At 40.8% G+C, this 15,749-nt stretch carries 19 protein-coding genes and 1 tRNA gene; 13 read left to right on the top strand and 7 right to left on the bottom strand.

The annotated features are described in order from the left end of the window. Window positions 1-39: 39 nt before the first annotated feature. The 11 genes from trxA (at window position 40) to ACPD8L_RS14075 (ending at window position 8,135) form a co-directional block, all read left to right on the top strand. Window positions 40-357, top strand: coding sequence for a thioredoxin (trxA, locus tag ACPD8L_RS14125; RefSeq protein ID WP_116217082.1), 318 nt, complete (start codon window positions 40-42; stop codon window positions 355-357). 82 nt (window positions 358-439) lie between these two features. Then, a complete protein-coding gene (locus ACPD8L_RS14120; RefSeq protein ID WP_423943958.1) occupies window positions 440-1,369 on the top strand; it encodes a DUF58 domain-containing protein in 930 nt (309 codons plus the stop codon). Window positions 1,370-1,494: 125 nt separating this feature from the next. Beyond that, window positions 1,495-1,568: transfer RNA gene (locus ACPD8L_RS14115), tRNA-Asp, on the top strand. Window positions 1,569-1,699: 131 nt separating this feature from the next. Next, entirely contained in the window at window positions 1,700-2,371 is a 672-nt protein-coding gene (locus ACPD8L_RS14110; protein WP_423943955.1) for a hypothetical protein, read from the top strand. Between the two features lie 125 nt (window positions 2,372-2,496). Beyond that, window positions 2,497-2,790 carry a helix-turn-helix transcriptional regulator gene (locus tag ACPD8L_RS14105; protein WP_423943953.1) on the top strand — a complete coding sequence of 98 codons (294 nt, stop codon included), beginning with the start codon at window positions 2,497-2,499 and terminating at the stop codon, window positions 2,788-2,790. A gap of 23 nt (window positions 2,791-2,813) precedes the next feature. After that, window positions 2,814-4,019, top strand: coding sequence for a primase-helicase family protein (locus tag ACPD8L_RS14100; protein WP_423943951.1), 1,206 nt, complete (start codon window positions 2,814-2,816; stop codon window positions 4,017-4,019). A 205-nt stretch (window positions 4,020-4,224) separates the two neighbouring features. After that, window positions 4,225-5,076, top strand: coding sequence for a toprim domain-containing protein (locus ACPD8L_RS14095; protein ID WP_423943948.1), 852 nt, complete (start codon window positions 4,225-4,227; stop codon window positions 5,074-5,076). Then, on the top strand, window positions 5,066-5,602 hold the full coding sequence (mbpA, locus tag ACPD8L_RS14090; RefSeq protein ID WP_423943946.1) for a mobilization protein MbpA: 537 nt from the start codon (window positions 5,066-5,068) through the stop codon (window positions 5,600-5,602). Before ACPD8L_RS14095 ends, mbpA begins: the two co-directional genes overlap by 11 nt. After that, the gene (locus tag ACPD8L_RS14085) at window positions 5,599-6,456 is read left to right on the top strand and encodes a relaxase/mobilization nuclease domain-containing protein (protein WP_423943943.1); all 858 of its coding nucleotides are present in this window, start codon (window positions 5,599-5,601) and stop codon (window positions 6,454-6,456) included. Before mbpA ends, ACPD8L_RS14085 begins: the two co-directional genes overlap by 4 nt. Before the next feature lie 10 nt (window positions 6,457-6,466). Continuing rightward, window positions 6,467-6,913: a DUF6730 family protein gene (locus ACPD8L_RS14080; protein ID WP_423943940.1), complete on the top strand. Its 447-nt coding sequence runs from the start codon at window positions 6,467-6,469 to the stop codon at window positions 6,911-6,913. Between the two features lie 148 nt (window positions 6,914-7,061). Next, entirely contained in the window at window positions 7,062-8,135 is a 1,074-nt protein-coding gene (locus ACPD8L_RS14075) for a Fic family protein (protein ID WP_423943937.1), read from the top strand. 310 nt (window positions 8,136-8,445) lie between these two features. Here ACPD8L_RS14075 and ACPD8L_RS14070 read toward each other — a convergent pair whose 3' ends face one another. From ACPD8L_RS14070 to ACPD8L_RS14040, 7 genes are all read right to left on the bottom strand, one after another. Further along, entirely contained in the window at window positions 8,446-9,225 is a 780-nt protein-coding gene (locus ACPD8L_RS14070; RefSeq protein WP_423943934.1) for a patatin-like phospholipase family protein, read from the bottom strand. A gap of 64 nt (window positions 9,226-9,289) precedes the next feature. Further along, a complete protein-coding gene (locus ACPD8L_RS14065; protein ID WP_423943932.1) occupies window positions 9,290-10,840 on the bottom strand; it encodes a Do family serine endopeptidase in 1,551 nt (516 codons plus the stop codon). A 10-nt stretch (window positions 10,841-10,850) separates the two neighbouring features. Next, a complete protein-coding gene (locus tag ACPD8L_RS14060) occupies window positions 10,851-11,354 on the bottom strand; it encodes a hypothetical protein (protein ID WP_423943929.1) in 504 nt (167 codons plus the stop codon). A gap of 31 nt (window positions 11,355-11,385) precedes the next feature. Beyond that, entirely contained in the window at window positions 11,386-11,616 is a 231-nt protein-coding gene (locus tag ACPD8L_RS14055; protein WP_423943927.1) for a YodC family protein, read from the bottom strand. A gap of 85 nt (window positions 11,617-11,701) precedes the next feature. Further along, window positions 11,702-12,649: a YfdX family protein gene (locus tag ACPD8L_RS14050; RefSeq protein WP_423943925.1), complete on the bottom strand. Its 948-nt coding sequence runs from the start codon at window positions 12,647-12,649 to the stop codon at window positions 11,702-11,704. A 33-nt stretch (window positions 12,650-12,682) separates the two neighbouring features. Further along, entirely contained in the window at window positions 12,683-13,117 is a 435-nt protein-coding gene (locus ACPD8L_RS14045) for an Hsp20/alpha crystallin family protein (protein WP_423943922.1), read from the bottom strand. An 89-nt stretch (window positions 13,118-13,206) separates the two neighbouring features. Continuing rightward, window positions 13,207-13,683, bottom strand: a complete 477-nt coding sequence (locus ACPD8L_RS14040; RefSeq protein ID WP_423943919.1) for an Hsp20/alpha crystallin family protein — start codon at window positions 13,681-13,683, stop codon at window positions 13,207-13,209. A 319-nt stretch (window positions 13,684-14,002) separates the two neighbouring features. On the opposite strand from ACPD8L_RS14040, the gene ACPD8L_RS14035 reads away from it, so the two are divergent. Together ACPD8L_RS14035 and ACPD8L_RS14030 are read left to right on the top strand one after the other, a co-directional pair. Then, complete coding sequence (locus tag ACPD8L_RS14035; RefSeq protein ID WP_423943917.1) at window positions 14,003-14,743, top strand: sigma-70 family RNA polymerase sigma factor; 741 nt, start codon at window positions 14,003-14,005, stop codon at window positions 14,741-14,743. Window positions 14,744-14,784: 41 nt separating this feature from the next. After that, window positions 14,785-15,741, top strand: coding sequence for a DnaJ C-terminal domain-containing protein (locus ACPD8L_RS14030; protein ID WP_423943916.1), 957 nt, complete (start codon window positions 14,785-14,787; stop codon window positions 15,739-15,741). The last annotated feature ends 8 nt before the right edge of the window (window positions 15,742-15,749 follow it).

The following is a 15,749-nucleotide window of genomic DNA, read 5'->3' as shown; positions in this document are numbered from 1 at the left end:
AATATTTGACTAACTTTGCGAAACAATAAAACAAATGAGATGGCACTAGAAATAACAGATGCAACTTTTGACGAAGTAGTTTTGAAAAGCGACAAACCTGTCGTAGTGGATTTTTGGGCAGCTTGGTGCGGCCCTTGTAGAATGGTCGGACCGATCATCGAGGAGGTAAGCCAAGAATATGAAGGAAAGGCTGTGGTAGGAAAGGTTGACGTTGATGCCAACCAACAATATGCTGCCAAATACGGCGTACGTAACATTCCTACCGTTTTGGTTTTTAAAGATGGTGAAATCGTGAACCGTCAGGTAGGTGTATCCCCCAAGAAAGTATATACAGATGCTATTGATGCGGCACTGTAAAACAATATTCCTATTTGGATTTTAGAAAAGGTTTGGCAAATGCCAAACCTTTTTTGTTTTATATTGAGACCAGAATCTGTTTATGGACATCCGATCAGAACTTCATAAGGCCCCTCTTTTTAAAAACCTTGAACTTTTGGCCAATCAAATTGTTGAGGGTTTTATCAGTGGCATTCACAAAAGTCCTTTCCATGGGTTTTCCGCTGAATTTGCCGAGCACAAAATCTACAACCCCGGAGAGAGCACCAAACATTTGGATTGGAAGCTTTTTGCCAGAACGGACCGCCTCTACACCAAGCGATATGAGGATGAGACCAATCTCCGATGCCATATGATCTTGGACAATTCGGCTTCCATGTACTACCCAGAGGTGAAAAATCCATCCATTGGCAACCTCAACAAAATAGGTTTTGGGGTTCTATCCATAGCCGCTTTGATGCAAATCTTAAAAAAACAGCGTGATGCCGTGGGGTTGAGTATCTACTCGGACGCCTACAATTTTTATGCGAACGAGAAAAGCAGCGAACGCCATTTTCAGATGCTGTACTCCAAATTGAACGAGGTATACGCCAATAAGGAGGAATCCCAGATGACCAAGACCTATACCTTTCTACATCAAATTGCCGAAAAAATGCACCGTCGCAGTCTTATTTTTCTGTTTTCGGATATGTTCCAAACCGAGACCGAGGAAGAGAAGCTGTTTGAAGCGCTCCGTCATTTAAAATACAACAAACACGCCGTGGTCCTGTTCCACCTTTTGGACCATGAGCATGAAATGGACTTTAATTTTGAGAACACCCCCAAACGTTTTGTGGATGTGGAAACCGGAGCCCATATAGACCTCTATGCGGAAAACATCAAAAAAAGCTATGCCCAAGAAGTAGAAAGTTACACAAAAACCCTACGGTTGAAGTGTGCCCAATACAAGATAAAATATGTAGGCGTGGATGTACGTTCCAATTTCTCACAGGTGCTGAACACCTTCATGGTGGAACGACAAAAATTTGTTTAGTCATTATTTTTAAAAAATGTTTTGTTGAATACGAAATGAGAATGTATATTTGCACTCGCTTTAAAAAAGCAAATGAACAAGATTTGAATCCCGCTGTTGCGGGAGTCTAACAAGATAAAATCATTGGTCTGGTAGTTCAGTTGGTTAGAATACCTGCCTGTCACGCAGGGGGTCGCGGGTTCGAGTCCCGTCCAGACCGCACCAGTAAACACAAGGCTTCCGAGAAATCGGGAGCCTTTTTTCTTTCCCTTGGGTACAACATAGGTACAACACTTTCCAAAGGTAATTTCTTTTGTTTACATTTAGGTTAATCTTGTGATTTTCATTAGAATGAAAGGAGTTATTGAGGCAATAGGAAAGTTTTTTTACAAGTTTCTGAAGAAAAAGGAAAGCTTTTATCATTCCTTGGATAAAAGTGAAGGGAAGAAAATCCTTTTTCTTTTGACCTGTATGACACCTGTCGCTTTCATCGCGGCCTTCACTTTTTCCGATTCATTCAAGACACAGCTTTTAATTTTTACTGGATATTTGGGCATGGCCTTTCTGACCATTATTCTTTCCGCTGGCTATCAGTCCGGGCTAAAAAGATTCCACCGGGACAAACACGGATTGGAAATGATTAAAATCAATCTCTACGGAAAGGATTTCCCAAAATTATTGTTGACGGATGAAGACTTGGACAATTTTCATCTGTTATTGATGGGATACGTTCCCCAAACCAAAATAAACAACCGTAACCTCATAAAAAATGGCAGCTCGGCCAATTATTTCTTTGTGTTTTCATTGATGCATCGTTTTGTCAGGGATGGAATAATTGACATCGATACACCCCGTCGGAAAATGCTTTTCGAAATAATCAAAGAATCCTTCTCGATGAACGGGAATCCTGTTAATCCCAACACACTAGAATCAAGTTTCAGTCGGTGGAACACTTCAATGAAGGACAAGCAACTGGTGGTTCTTGAGCATGAAAAGATAATTGAAGTGTTCGGGGAACAATAAACTTACCGCAATTCTTTGACAAGCCCCCTTTATTGTTCCGGTTAACGTGATTAGCTTTCTTATGTTTGCCTTGCGCACTCAAAGTAAAGGCCTTTACTCAATCATTAATTTAAATCGAAAATCTAATGACTGAGGAAAAGAAAGTCGTAGGGCTATTAACAGAGATTAAAACCCTGCTTTCCCAAAACAAACGGGTAATGAACGTAGATGATTTGGTGGCCTATACTGGCTTGTCAAAAAGTAAGATCTACAAACTCACTTCGCTCCGTTTGATTCCCATGGGTCAAAATGCCCATGTGCGACAGAAATTTTTTGATAAGGAGGCTATTGACGCTTGGCTTTTGGGCAAACCAGATTTATCAGATGAGTTTTTGGAACAAAAGTTCAATGAGCAGCTGTTGAAAAGAAAAAGAGTTTAGCTCAACAATCTGAAAGTCTAATTATGGAAACAATCCCCTATGTAAGGGTGGGTACTACATATTATAAACTAGTAAAATCGCCCACTATTTCAGGCCACTTTAACGAACAATTGGTTTCGTGGAGTGAACATACAATCAAGCAAGACCATGGTAAGGATTTTTTGAGCAAGGTTCCAAAGTATGATGGTTTCACCTGTATTCCCAACCATTTGGATTTCAAAAAAGAACACCATGGCTTCTATAATATATACTCTCCCTTGAGCTTTATCCCAAGGGAGGGCACCATTGATAAGACATTACAATTCTTGGAGCACATCTTTGGGAGTCAAAGGGAATTGGGCTTGGATTATCTACAGTTATTATATGTAAGACCTATCCAAATTTTACCCATTTTGTGTTTGGTCTCTTCGGAACGCAGCACAGGAAAAAGTTCTTTCTTAAAGTGGCTAAAGGAAATCTTTGAAAATAACCTTACGTACCTAACCAATGACAGTTTTGGCAGTCAGTTCAATGCAGATTGGGCCAACAAACTTTTGATATGCATCGATGAAGTATTGTTCAATAAAGAGGAACTGACCGAACGCATAAAATACCTGAGCACTACCAATAGAAACAAACTGGAGGCCAAAGGGAAGGACAAACGCGAAGTGGAGTTTTTTGGGAAGTTTATCCTCTGTAGCAACAATGAGGATAACTTCATAAAAATTGATGGAAATGAGACCCGTTTCTGGGTTCGCAAAGTTCCTCCCATCAAAAATGAGGAAACGGACTTTTTGGAAAAGCTCATCGCTGAAATCCCAGCATTTCTATCCTATCTGGGCAATCGTAAAGTCAGTACGATTCAATCCACTCGAATGTGGTTTTCACACAACCAACTATTTACTCCAGCACTAAAAAAACTGGTGAACAACAACCGTAACAGGGTTGAAAAGGAATTGGCCAGTCTATTGCTTAGTGCGATGGACAAGTTTGAGTTGAGCGAGATCCAACTATGTCCCATGGATGCCCTCCATATGCTCAACAAGACCAGGGTGAAAACTGACCTGACCCAATTGCGCAGACTGTTAAAGAAGGAATGGAAATTGGAAAACCAGAAAAACTCAAACAGCTACCAGCGGGCAACCATTTGGAACAACGGTGAAATCAACCTGGAGGATGCAAAAGGCAGGTACTTTTCCATCTCCAAGCATTTTCTTCTAAAAAATTTTGATGAAATGATGACGTCCTAGCACCATCCCTCTATTTATGGGATTTAAATCTGTCATCACTTTGTCATCATTCCGTCATCAAAACAAAGAATGATGACAAAGCCAGAACCAAAAAAAGATGAAATGATGTATCGATGAAAAAATGATGAAGCCAGCGAGACCAACAGGAATAGCCCTTTTGAATGATTCTTCATCAAATCATCAAAATTTAAATGTAAATAGAGCCATGAAAGAAAAAAGATTTAACTGTGAAAGAGCCCGTACCGTTAGCATCGTTGACACGATCGCAAAGCTAGGGCGCTTTCCAGTAAGGGAAACGGATAAAGAAGCTTGGTTTATGAGTCCGTTCCGGTCAGAAACCCAAGCCTCTTTTAAAGTCTCCAAAACCCTGAATAGATGGTATGACCATGGGGAGGGCCTTGGAGGAAATGTAATCGACCTTGTTTGCCGATTGAAAAGCTTTAGTGTCGCGGAAACCTTGAAATGGCTGCAGGCCCAAACAAGTTCTTTTTCTTTTCATCAGCACCCAACAGTTGTGGGAGAGAAAAAAATCAATATTCATGATATAAGGCCAATAAGTCATGTGGCCTTAATTGATTACCTACAAAAGCGTAAAATCCCATTGACCTTGGCTTATGGATATATAAAACAAGTACACTATAGAATTGGTAAAAAATCCTTCTTTGCCCTAGGGCTGCAAAACAAAAATGGAGGATGGGAACTACGCAATTGTTTCCAGAAATACTGCGCATCTCCCAAAGCCATCACCTTAATTGAAAATCACAATCCAAGTCTTGCCGTCGTTGAGGGAATGTTCGATTTTTTATCGCTTTTGGTCATCCGACCCAAATGGTTCATTGAATCCGATGTACTTATTCTGAACTCTCTGACCTTTGTCACAAAAGTCAATTCCATTCTAGAAAAATATTCCGCTCTCAATCTAGCGTTGGACAATGACAGCGCAGGAGATAAATCGACACACTATTTAATCGGATTGTATCCAAAAGCTATGGACCGAAGAAATTGTTATGCCGGATTCAAGGATATAAACGAAAAGTTGATGCATCATGCGCAGTAATAATTTGGAAAAAGAATTTGATGCACTCGAAGTTGCATTACGTCGTTGGGCAGAAAAAAATAACGTACCCCTCACCCAAGAAGAAGCCGTATCTACCGTGGTATTATCAGAATTAATAGATGAGACGGGCAACCCAAAACGTAATTCTGTTAAGAATTCGAGATGTGTGTCTGTGGACACAATCTCGCCTGCTCCCGATGGTCGCAGGGGAAAAAAAGAGTTGTTTAAGGGAAAAAACCAGTTAGTGAAATTCCGTTGTACCACGTATGAAAAAAAGCTGCTAATGGCCAAAGCCAGACTCTGTGGTTTGTCGTTAAGTGAATTCCTGCGCAGGGCGGCCATGGAACAAGCTACGGTTGAACGGTTGTCGGATGAGGAAATCGAAATCTATCAAATGCTGGCCAAATACCACAACAACTTCAAATCGATTGGCAATATGTTCCGGAAGAAAAGTCCAAAGCTCACTGAAATGGTCTACGAAACTGCTAAGCAAATCAAGGAACATCTTAAAAGATTCAACAAATGATCGGCAAAGGAAAATCTATATCACATACCCGTGCCTCAATGGGTTATGGTTGGAACCAGGAAAAGAATGCCGAGGTAGTACTTAGACAGCATTTGGTTGGAGAAAACCCCGAAGAGATTACCGAAGAATTTAAGCGCATACAGGAATTGAACCATAACTGTGAACGCAACACACTATCCTTTGTACTCAGTCCGACAATCAACGATGGGAAACGCCTAAAAAAACGAGAACTTGAAAGGGTGGCCAAAGAGTTCATGGAGAAAATGAAGCTAGGGGAACGACAGGCCATTGCATTTGTGCATAGGGATAAAGAGCATACCCATATCCATTTATATGTGAACCGGATTGACTTTAAAGGAATCGCTTACAATGACAGCTTTATTGGTAAACGGAGTCAACAGGCCGCCGAAAAAACTGCGGAACAATTGAAATTGACTACGGTAAAACAGGTGCAATTTGAGAGAGACTTTCAGACAAAGGATTTGCGGAACGAAATCAAACGAAGACATGAACTCACCATAAGACATCAAAAACCTGAAAACTACCAACAATATCTCGCGGGAATGAAAGCCAATGGAGTTGACGTCATTCCCAGCATCAATAAACAAGGAAAACTACAAGGTTTTCGGTTTGAGTTTCAAGGACACAGTTTTAAGGGAAGCGAGATACATAGAAACATGGGCATGGCTGGAATTGGCAGGGAGTTGACACGCTACAATGTGCCAAATAGAATCATCTCACCAAAGAACACTATCAAATTGTTGGACAAAGTAGTCCCGGTTCCTCAAAAGCTAGCAATATCCCTGGCTAAAAAAGCAATTAAGAAATCCATTGATCTAGGAATGGGCATTTAAATTCTATACTATGAATAAACTTGAAACGATTACACAACTTTTGGTCAATGAACTGACCGATTTTGAGGCCAACGTAAAGAGGCTGGAAAATGGTCTGCAGAGAGCCGAGGATTTAAGGGTCAAGTTTGATTTGGGCCCCATTGACAACCTAGTATCTGAACTAAAAAGTTTTCAGCAAAAGGAAACCAAAAATCGGGAGGCTTATGTTACTAGATTGGACCGAAAATTAGAAAATGCCAAAATCTATCCAAAATGGGCGGTAATTACTTTCATATCCGCATTGATAATTTCGTTTGGAGGAATCTTATATAGCTATGCCCAGAATCAATCTATAGCTGTAAAAGAAAAAAAGGCTTATAATCAAGGAATAAAGGCCTATCAAGCTCATCTGGATACATTTTTTGAGGAGTATCCAAAAACCTTTGAGGTTTACAAGGATTGGAATAAAAAGCAATAAGTAATTCCTTACTATCTCAAATGCTTAAAAAAAGATAATCCTTGTGCACGTTTTCATTACGTGCACAAAAAAATAGATTTTTTGTGCACAAAACAGCCTATATGCACAAAAAAAGTTGTTTCTTGTATAGCAAAGCAAATACGATTAGTTGGAAACAGAAATTCAAATTCCTTTTCTACCGCCAAAAGTTCAAATAGAGACGGTTGCTGTCTTGAAAAATTTAAATGCAGCAAGCCGTGCCCTGGCCCAGTTAAAGGGAGAGGTAAAAAAGATACCCAATTCACAAATCCTTATTGATACCATTTCATTACAAGAGGCAAAGGATAGTAATGAAGTTGAAAATATTGTGACTACGGATGATGAGTTGTACCAAGCTGCCATTGAGACCAAAAATATCTCGCAAGCGGCTAAAGAGGCGCAAAATTATGCACAGGCCTTAAAATTGGGATTTAAAATCATACGGGAAAAAGGAGTGCTTAGTATTAACGACATCAAACGGATACAAGAGCTTGTTTCGCCCAACCATCCCATAAGAAAAGTGCCCGGAACGGTTCTAAAAAATCCAAAGACCCAAGAAGTGGTATTTACACCCCCCCAACAATACAGTGAAATTCTAGCCCTATTCAATAACCTGGAAACCTACATCAATGACCCTAAGTTACATCCTGTAGACCCTTTGCTTAAAATGCCCGTCGTGCATTATCAATTTGAGAGTATACACCCTTTTTATGATGGTAACGGTAGAACCGGGAGAATACTGAACATGCTGTATTTGGTTCATCAAAACCTATTGGACATCCCTGTTTTGTATTTGAGCAGTTACATCATTAAAAACAAAGCGGACTATTACAGATTATTGCAAAAAGTTCGAACGGATGAAAGCTGGCAAGAATGGTTGTTATGGATGTTGAAGGGAGTGGAAATTACTGCTAAGGATACCATTGTGGTAGTCAATAATATCAAACACCTAATGGATGAATACAAACAGAAGATAAGACGTGAATTCAAGTTTTATAGCCACGATTTGATCAATACCCTTTTTAAGCATCCCTACACTAAAATTGATTTTTTAGAGCGTGAACTCAACGTGCATAGAAACACGGCAAGCAGCTATTTGAATGCGCTTGCCCAACACGAAGAACAGTTTTTGACCAAGTTGAAAATTGGGAAGAGCAATTATTTTATCAACCATAGATTGCTTCAAATATTAAAAAGTAGATAGTCTAGAATGATGTTGAATGGATAGGGGCAGGCCTCTTTACTCTGCGGAACATTTTTTGACTACGTAAGCTGCCTTCCATTGTCCCTGTCCCTATCCTCATCATTCCATCCAAAAAGAAACCTGAACATTTTGTCCATAAGTCTGTCAAAGTCTGATTTTGACTTTTCATTATCCATTAAATATCGATTTGTGATGTACAGGAAAATTGCATAGATCAGTAACATCACAGACATTCGATTGCTAAAGTTCCCATAATCCGATTTTTTATGTCATTCCATTTATCTCTCCTTTAAAATCATCATCTTTGTTTTTATTGCAACCACTCGTCCAATTTTCGATTGGCACAATCGTAGCCAATGGTAAACGCCCTATCGATACCCTTTTTGTCCAAAACTCCTATTCCGCCAAGTTCGTCCGGTACAAAAAGTAGATCCGGCACAAAAAGTTTGTCCATGGCATTGGCGTGGAGCATCAATAGGTTGGCCCGCTGCGAGATTTGAAGGGCGTTCTTAATTTCCCCTTTTCCAATTTGACGTCTGGAAGAGGCATAGCATCCAATGATGATGTCACACCCCCCTGTCAAGGGTTCGATTGGAAAATTGTTCATAATCCCACCATCGGCATAGAGCTGTCCATCCAGCGAAACAGGACTGAAAACTGGGGGCAATGCAGCTGATGCCAACAAGGGTTTGAACAGTTCCCCCCGTTCAAAATAAACGGGTTCCCCGCTCAGCAGATTTGTGGCCACCACTGTAAGCCGTTTTTCCAGATCTTCAAACCTACGGGCGGTAAAAACACCTTCAAAAAAGGGAAGATATTTGTCTGTATCGAACAGCCTCGGCTTGTTAACAGTTACAAAGTTGTACTTCAGCAAAGGGGTTTCCTTGAAAAAATGGAGCATATCTTCAACTGCAACACCATCCGCGTAAAGTCCGCCAACCAGGGCACCCGCGCTAACCCCCGAAACGCAATCGGGATATATATCACGCTGTGTCAAGGCCTTTATGAGCCCGATATGGGCCATTCCCTTTACCCCACCACCGGAGAGCACCAGCCCAAGCTTGCTATTGGTCAAGGTTTCAATTTTCATCGTTTTCGTTTTTTAAACGAAGGGGGCGTGTGCCCCCTTCAAGTCAAGTGTTGAACCTAAAGGGTTATGAGTCCAACCCGATGGCGTAATAGTACTTACCTGGCATGTCCTCATAAACACCTTCCAACATTACCCCGCCTTGTTTGTCTTCCAAGGCGTTCATGACATCTTCCACATCATTGACACGTTGACCGTCAATATGGGTGATTATGAAACCTTCACGTACCTGTGTAAACTTTCTCAGCTTCCCTGCGTACAATGCGGTAATCTTTACACCGCTTTCCACACCCATTTTTTTGGCTTCCTCTTTGTCAAGTGCTTCCAGTTCGGCACCCAATAGGTTCAAGATTTTGGCATGTTCCTTCTTCTTCACCTTGGTATTGCCGATTCGATTTTGGAGGGTCACCTTGAATTCCTTCTCTTTGCCCTCTCTATTTACCATTAAGGTCACCTGATCCCCGGGTCTCTTTAAGGCGATGAGTTCTTGTAGCTCGGGTGAGGTCTTGACTTCACGGTCATCTACCTTGAGGATTACATCTCCTTCCTTCAGTCCGGCTTTTTCCGCAGCAGAACCCTCTCCTACTGATGCCACATATACCCCTTGGGTCAGGTCGACCTCTTTCTCTTTGGCCAAAGTACCGTTCAGGGTCACAATATTGATGCCCAACATGCCCCTTTGTACCGCTCCATAGTTCAAAAGGTCTTCCACTACCTTACTGGCAATGTTACTTGGCACGGCAAAACCATAGCCATTATAGGTGCCCGTTCTCGTGGCAATTGCGGTATTGATACCAATGAGGTCGCCATTGAGGTTGACCAAGGCCCCACCGCTGTTGCCCGGATTGATGGCCGCATCGGTCTGGATAAAGCTTTCAACGGCAAACTGGTCCTTGTTTATATTGATGTTTCTGGCCTTTGCGCTCACAATACCGGCGGTCACGGTTGAATTGAGGCTGAACGGATTGCCCACGGCCAACACCCATTCACCGACTTGTACATCGTCAGAATTGACAAAAGGGAGCGCCTTTAGGTTTTCCTTTTTGATTTGAAGCAGGGCAAGGTCCGTAGACGGGTCCGTACCAATAACAGTGGCCTTGTAGGTACCATTGTTGTGCAACGTCACCTCGATTTCATCAGCATCCTGAATTACATGGTTGTTGGTCAAAATGTACCCTTTTTCGTTGATGATGACACCCGAACCACTTCCCATAACGGGCATTTCCTCGGGCATCTGGTAATCTTCCGAATCATTGGGTGACTGGGGTTGACCATTATAGTATCTCCTGCCAAAAAACTGCCCGAAGGGACTCTCCCCAAAGAAATCACGGAACGGGTCCGGCAGCTCTCTATATTGAAACATCTTATTGCTTCCTGCTGGCATCATTTTCTTGGCAGAAATGTGCACTACAGCATCCAGGACCTTTTCTGTGGTCTTTGTGAAATCCAATGGCGTAATTTCACCTTCTGCATTAGCGGCATACAATACTTTATGACCAGTCGCTGAGTTAACATGCCTTATGGCCACCTCTTCCTTTCCAAAATAATGATAACCACCGATGACGCCGAAGCTTATCATCAGTGAAACAATTGCAGATATAAAAACTGTCTTTTTCATTGTTTAAGTTTTATTTATTGTTTTTTAAACTATCTCTCTCTTTGCCGTAAAAATCTGAACGGTACTTCTCCAAAAACTTTCGATGTCTGTCCATCATCCGTGTATGGACCTTGTCCAGTTCCATAAAGTCCATGCCGAAGTCACTTTCAAAAAAATCATCGTTGAAAAAGTGATTCCCAAAAAGGGAGTCCCGTCCAAAAATATCTTCAAACCCCTGGTCTTTGAAAGTCGAGAAACGTCGATAGAACTTCGATTCAAAATTGTTCAATAAACTGTCCTTATCCATAGTAGCCAAGTCATTGATTGTGTCACTTGACGACCAGGAATAGATGCTGTCATAGCGAATCAAATTTCCGTTTTCGTCAAATTCCTTGTCCACTTTCCAAGTTCCCTTGGGCTGTTCCATTTCTTTTTTGTCACCCTGTTTGGTGACCACATCCTCTTTCTTGTCCTGGCCCTTGCAACTGGTCAGGCTAAAGAGGATTGCCATAAAAATTGTCATATACGTTTTCATTGTTCTTGTTTTGGTTCAACATGTATCCATACTAGGTTTTGTAAATTCCTCCTGACTCCTGCAGCTTTAGCAGTCGGTTCTGATGGAAAATCTGCGACTTTCGCTCACCGTCACGATACCATACGCATTCCACGTAGGTGTCGTTGTCAACGAATCCAAAAATGGGTTCCTTCTTAGGGACGTATTTCAAAATTTCCATTTTGGGACCGTTGGTATCCCCCTTAATCTTTACCCAGTCACCTGCTTTGAATTTTCGTGCCATATCACCACTCGATTTAATTTAAAGTGAGTGGGCAGTTGGTGACTGCCCACTTTCACCATTGTCCAACCAAATACGCCATTCCCCGTTATGATATACGCTCTTTGAATTTGTCAAGCTTGGCACGGAGGTTTTTGAGCAATCCTTTTTCATCCGTGTTTGAAGTGTCCACTATCACTTTGCCAATCTGCTTTATTGCATCATGGAGTTCCTTGAATTCCTTGTCCTTTTTACCATAGCCCAAGGTTTCGGCAAGTGTCAATTCATAGGTTGCATTGTCAAGAAGCTGATTGGCAAGTTCCATATCAAAATCCTCTTCTTGGATCATTTCGTCGAGCTTTTGGAGAATAAACTCGGTTCTGATCAGTGGCAGCGGAATGCGCTTTTGTTCCACCACAATGGTGTTCAATGTGGCATTCAACAAAGTACTTGCCGCTTCATAGTCCCCATCCTTTGCCAGTACCAATGCTTTTTTCAAAGCTACTGGATAGGTTAGTATGGGAAGGCTATAGGTGTCTATTTCAATTTCACTCTTAAGCCCGTCCAAAAGTTCAATGGTTTCTTGGATTTTCCCTTCCTCAAGGGATTTTTTGGCCAATACCTTAATTTTCTTAATACTAGAAATATCAGCAACCAGATCATTCGTTCCAATTTTAAAGTCAACAGGTGCCAGCGATAGTTCCGGATTTAAGGCAGTCAAAGCCTCTGCCTTTCCAATCCCCAATTCAATGGAGCTCTTTGCCTTGGCATAACTGCTGTCCGCAATGAATGTGATGGCTTCTTTGGTGGCATTGACCACATCCAATGCGTCCTGCATCAGTTCGTCACTGCTCAACCGGATATTGCGTTGGATCTCTTCATCAAAGGCCGTTTGAAACTGTGCCTTGTTAAAGTAATGGCTTACTTCCGGGGCTGTTTCGCCCACGACTTCCATTTCATTGTTCATGGCCAGGTCCTTATCTTCTTTTTTATCTTTGTTGCAACTTAAAACAAGGACCGCCAACAGGGTCAGTAATCCAAATTTTAAGGTTTTCATTTCTATTCAAATTTTATGGTTAAACAATTCTATTTAGGCAACCTTTAAGGTTTGTTTTTTACGTACTCTATCTTTTTTTACAATCCTTATCTGCAGCAGGCCATCCTTCATTTTTGCATTGATTCTATCGGGATCTGCATTCGGTGGCACCTCAAATGCCCTATAAAAAGCATTTCTTACAAACTCTTTTCGTACCCAATGTTTTTCATTTACCTCCTGGGATTGTTCTTTCTCACCACTTATTATCAGCGTGTTTCCCTGCAACTGAATGTTCACGTTCTTTTTATCCAGTCCGGGTAGTGCCACGGAGAGTTCAAAAGCGGTCTCTTCATCACTGATATTGGTCGAGGGCACTGAGACCAACTCATTGATGCGGCCTTTCAGCCTTGGCAAAACCTTGCCTGCAAATCTTTCAATAAATGGTGGGAATTTAATCGCTTTACCCACCTCTTTGCCAAATACTTTCATTGTACAAAAATTTAGGTTCAACAATTAGGAAGGAAAGGGGCTGGGGAACCAGCCCCCAACTTCAATCAATCAAAAAACAAACCAACCCATTACGAAATCTTGATGGTTCTTGCAGGCTTTTGTTTGGCCTCTTCTTTCTTAGGCAAGTGAATGCTCAAGATACCATCTACATATTTCGCATCAATCTTACCATCATCTACGCTCTCTGGCAAGGTGAAAGTTCTCTTGAACGAAGAGTAACCAAACTCTCTGCGAGTGTAGTTGTCTTCTTGTTGTTCATTTTCTTCTTTCATCTCTGTAGAGATGGATAATAGTTGATTGTCTAGGTCAATGTGGAAATCAGACTTCTTAAGACCGGGAACTGCCATATCAACCACAAAGGCATCTGCGGTTTCTTTGATGTTTACTTTTGGAAGTGTCATACCAGTGTTGAAATTAGAAGTAAACACCGATGGTAGGTCGTTGTTGAAAAAGCTATCAATCCAACTTGACCAGGTTGGGAAGTTTAAACCTGAATTAACATTTGATAAACTTCCATTCTTAGGAACATTAACTAAAGTGCTCATAATCACAAAAATTTAAATTAAACATTAAAACAAATTGTGAAATCTTGATTGACTTCAAAATTCCTTTGGGCAAATTGAATGCCAAATTGGAAACAGGCCTTGTTTAACCAATTTTTTTTAGGATAAATTCAACAATCAAACCAATAAAAGACATAATGTCACGATAAAAACATTATAAGCTGTCATTATGACAATCTTTTAACATTTGATTTTAAAAATCTCTGTCATTTCTACCTCCTTATATGCTTTCCTTATATGTTAAACAAAATGGTACTCATTTTGCCAATTTCACAATAAAAACGAATAAAATTCTAATACGATGAGAGCAAAATATAAAACCTATGCTCGAAGTGTATTGGTGGAGCTTCGAGCTTATAAAAAAGATAACAACCGTAGCCATTTTAAGGAAGCATTTATGAAGTTAATGCCAGATGTAAGGGCATATATTTCTAAGAACTTAAATATAGCAGAACGGAAAGGAGTAATTGCCAAAGGCAGTTATCAGGCAGACGATTTTATCAATGACTTATATCTCTACACCTATGAGCATATTGACAATGTTTCAGAAGAGACAGACTTTCACTCTTGGCTGTATGAGCAAGCTGATGAATTGTTGAATGACACCTTTATCTATGAAAGTCTGGAAGAATCAAATATGGAGGACCTAGAGGCTTTGAGTGAGAGTGAGTGGCAACTGTTAGAAGAAAGATTTACACAGGATACGGACGGCGATCTAATAATGATGGATGAACTTGATGACCCCTCGTACCCGAAAGTGAATTATGGAGTTGCTGATTTTTTTGCAGAAGACCAAGAAAAGGAATTGATTGAAAGACTAGATGAGGAAATTTCCGAGGAACGCTTGCATAACCATGTAAGCATCGTTCTGGAAAAATTACCGGTTTCAATGCATTCTATTTTTGATTTAAAAACCGTCAGAGGATTTGAACTTAAAGATATAGCAAAAATAAAGCGGATGCATCTATCACAGGTTAATGAGATATTACAAGAAGCTCAAAATCAAATCAGAAAAAGTATAGATAGTAGATTTTTAAAATAAATAATGACTGTTCAACACCTAAACAATAATGACAAGAGCAAATGGAATACAAAGATTATTACAAGATTCTTGGTGTTGAAAAAAGTGCAACACCAAAAGACATAAAAAAGGCCTATAGGAAACTGGCCGCTAAATATCATCCCGATAAAAATGCAGGTGACAAAAATGCTGAAGAGAGATTTAAGGAAATCAATGAGGCCAATGAGGTATTAAGCGACCCTGAGAAAAGAGAAAAATATGACACGCTGGGTGCTAACTGGCAAGCTTATGAACAAGCAGGCGGAGACTGGAGGCAATATGCCAATCAATCCCGAAATAATGGCGGACAGACCTTTTACTATGAAGGAGACCCTTCAGAATTTTTTGGTGAAGGTGGAGGCAGTGGTTTCTCCAGTTTCTTTGATATGTTCTTTGGCGGCGGTGGCCAACAAGGTTTCGGCGGGCGTTCAAGAAGAAGTCAGCAAGGTTTTTCTGGTGGCGACATACAGGCAGAACTGCCCATTTCCTTACTAGAGGCCTATCGAGGCAGCAAGCGAACTTTTGAACTCAATGGTCAGAAATTACGAATTACCATAAAACCCGGTTCTTATGACGGGCAACAACTTAAGATTAAGGGAAAAGGACAACCCGGAGCTAATGGAGGTAAATCTGGAGACCTTTTTATAGTGTTAAGGGTAGAAAATGACCCCAGGTTTCAACGAAAAGGAAACGACCTGGTCATTAATAAGACCATTGACCTTTATACAGCCATTTTAGGAGGTAAAATAGAAATTCCTACCCTAACAGGAAGTGTAAATATGTCAGTGCCGAAAGGAACCCAAAGTGGAAAAACCTTGCGTTTGAAAGGCAAGGGAATGCCTGTTTATGATTCTAAGAACTATGGAGACCTGCTTGTTCAAATACAGGTGGAGCTTCCCAAGAACTTAAGTAAGGAAGAAGAGGAATTATATAAAAAGTTACGCCAGATTTCTGAAAGGAAACAGGGCACAACAGTTTAAAAAAACAC

It is taken from the genome of Flagellimonas algicida (assembly GCF_049629585.1).
GTDB lineage: Bacteria > Bacteroidota > Bacteroidia > Flavobacteriales > Flavobacteriaceae > Flagellimonas.
The sequence above is the reverse complement of the archived record's forward strand: the minus strand, read 5'-3'. Positions and strand labels throughout refer to the sequence as shown.

What these genes read in the sequence shown, in the direction of transcription:
- trxA (WP_116217082.1), top strand. Translation starts at nt 40, where the DNA reads ATGGCACTAGAAATAACAGATGCAACTTTTGACGAAGTAGTTTTGAAA.
- ACPD8L_RS14120 (WP_423943958.1), top strand. Translation starts at nt 440, where the DNA reads ATGGACATCCGATCAGAACTTCATAAGGCCCCTCTTTTTAAAAACCTT.
- ACPD8L_RS14110 (WP_423943955.1), top strand. Translation starts at nt 1,700, where the DNA reads ATGAAAGGAGTTATTGAGGCAATAGGAAAGTTTTTTTACAAGTTTCTG.
- ACPD8L_RS14105 (WP_423943953.1), top strand. Translation starts at nt 2,497, where the DNA reads ATGACTGAGGAAAAGAAAGTCGTAGGGCTATTAACAGAGATTAAAACC.
- ACPD8L_RS14100 (WP_423943951.1), top strand. Translation starts at nt 2,814, where the DNA reads ATGGAAACAATCCCCTATGTAAGGGTGGGTACTACATATTATAAACTA.
- ACPD8L_RS14095 (WP_423943948.1), top strand. Translation starts at nt 4,225, where the DNA reads ATGAAAGAAAAAAGATTTAACTGTGAAAGAGCCCGTACCGTTAGCATC.
- mbpA (WP_423943946.1), top strand. Translation starts at nt 5,066, where the DNA reads ATGCGCAGTAATAATTTGGAAAAAGAATTTGATGCACTCGAAGTTGCA.
- ACPD8L_RS14085 (WP_423943943.1), top strand. Translation starts at nt 5,599, where the DNA reads ATGATCGGCAAAGGAAAATCTATATCACATACCCGTGCCTCAATGGGT.
- ACPD8L_RS14080 (WP_423943940.1), top strand. Translation starts at nt 6,467, where the DNA reads ATGAATAAACTTGAAACGATTACACAACTTTTGGTCAATGAACTGACC.
- ACPD8L_RS14070 (WP_423943934.1), bottom strand. Translation starts at nt 9,225, where the DNA reads ATGAAAATTGAAACCTTGACCAATAGCAAGCTTGGGCTGGTGCTCTCC.
- ACPD8L_RS14065 (WP_423943932.1), bottom strand. Translation starts at nt 10,840, where the DNA reads ATGAAAAAGACAGTTTTTATATCTGCAATTGTTTCACTGATGATAAGC.
- ACPD8L_RS14060 (WP_423943929.1), bottom strand. Translation starts at nt 11,354, where the DNA reads ATGAAAACGTATATGACAATTTTTATGGCAATCCTCTTTAGCCTGACC.
- ACPD8L_RS14055 (WP_423943927.1), bottom strand. Translation starts at nt 11,616, where the DNA reads ATGGCACGAAAATTCAAAGCAGGTGACTGGGTAAAGATTAAGGGGGAT.
- ACPD8L_RS14050 (WP_423943925.1), bottom strand. Translation starts at nt 12,649, where the DNA reads ATGAAAACCTTAAAATTTGGATTACTGACCCTGTTGGCGGTCCTTGTT.
- ACPD8L_RS14045 (WP_423943922.1), bottom strand. Translation starts at nt 13,117, where the DNA reads ATGAAAGTATTTGGCAAAGAGGTGGGTAAAGCGATTAAATTCCCACCA.
- ACPD8L_RS14040 (WP_423943919.1), bottom strand. Translation starts at nt 13,683, where the DNA reads ATGAGCACTTTAGTTAATGTTCCTAAGAATGGAAGTTTATCAAATGTT.
- ACPD8L_RS14035 (WP_423943917.1), top strand. Translation starts at nt 14,003, where the DNA reads ATGAGAGCAAAATATAAAACCTATGCTCGAAGTGTATTGGTGGAGCTT.
- ACPD8L_RS14030 (WP_423943916.1), top strand. Translation starts at nt 14,785, where the DNA reads ATGGAATACAAAGATTATTACAAGATTCTTGGTGTTGAAAAAAGTGCA.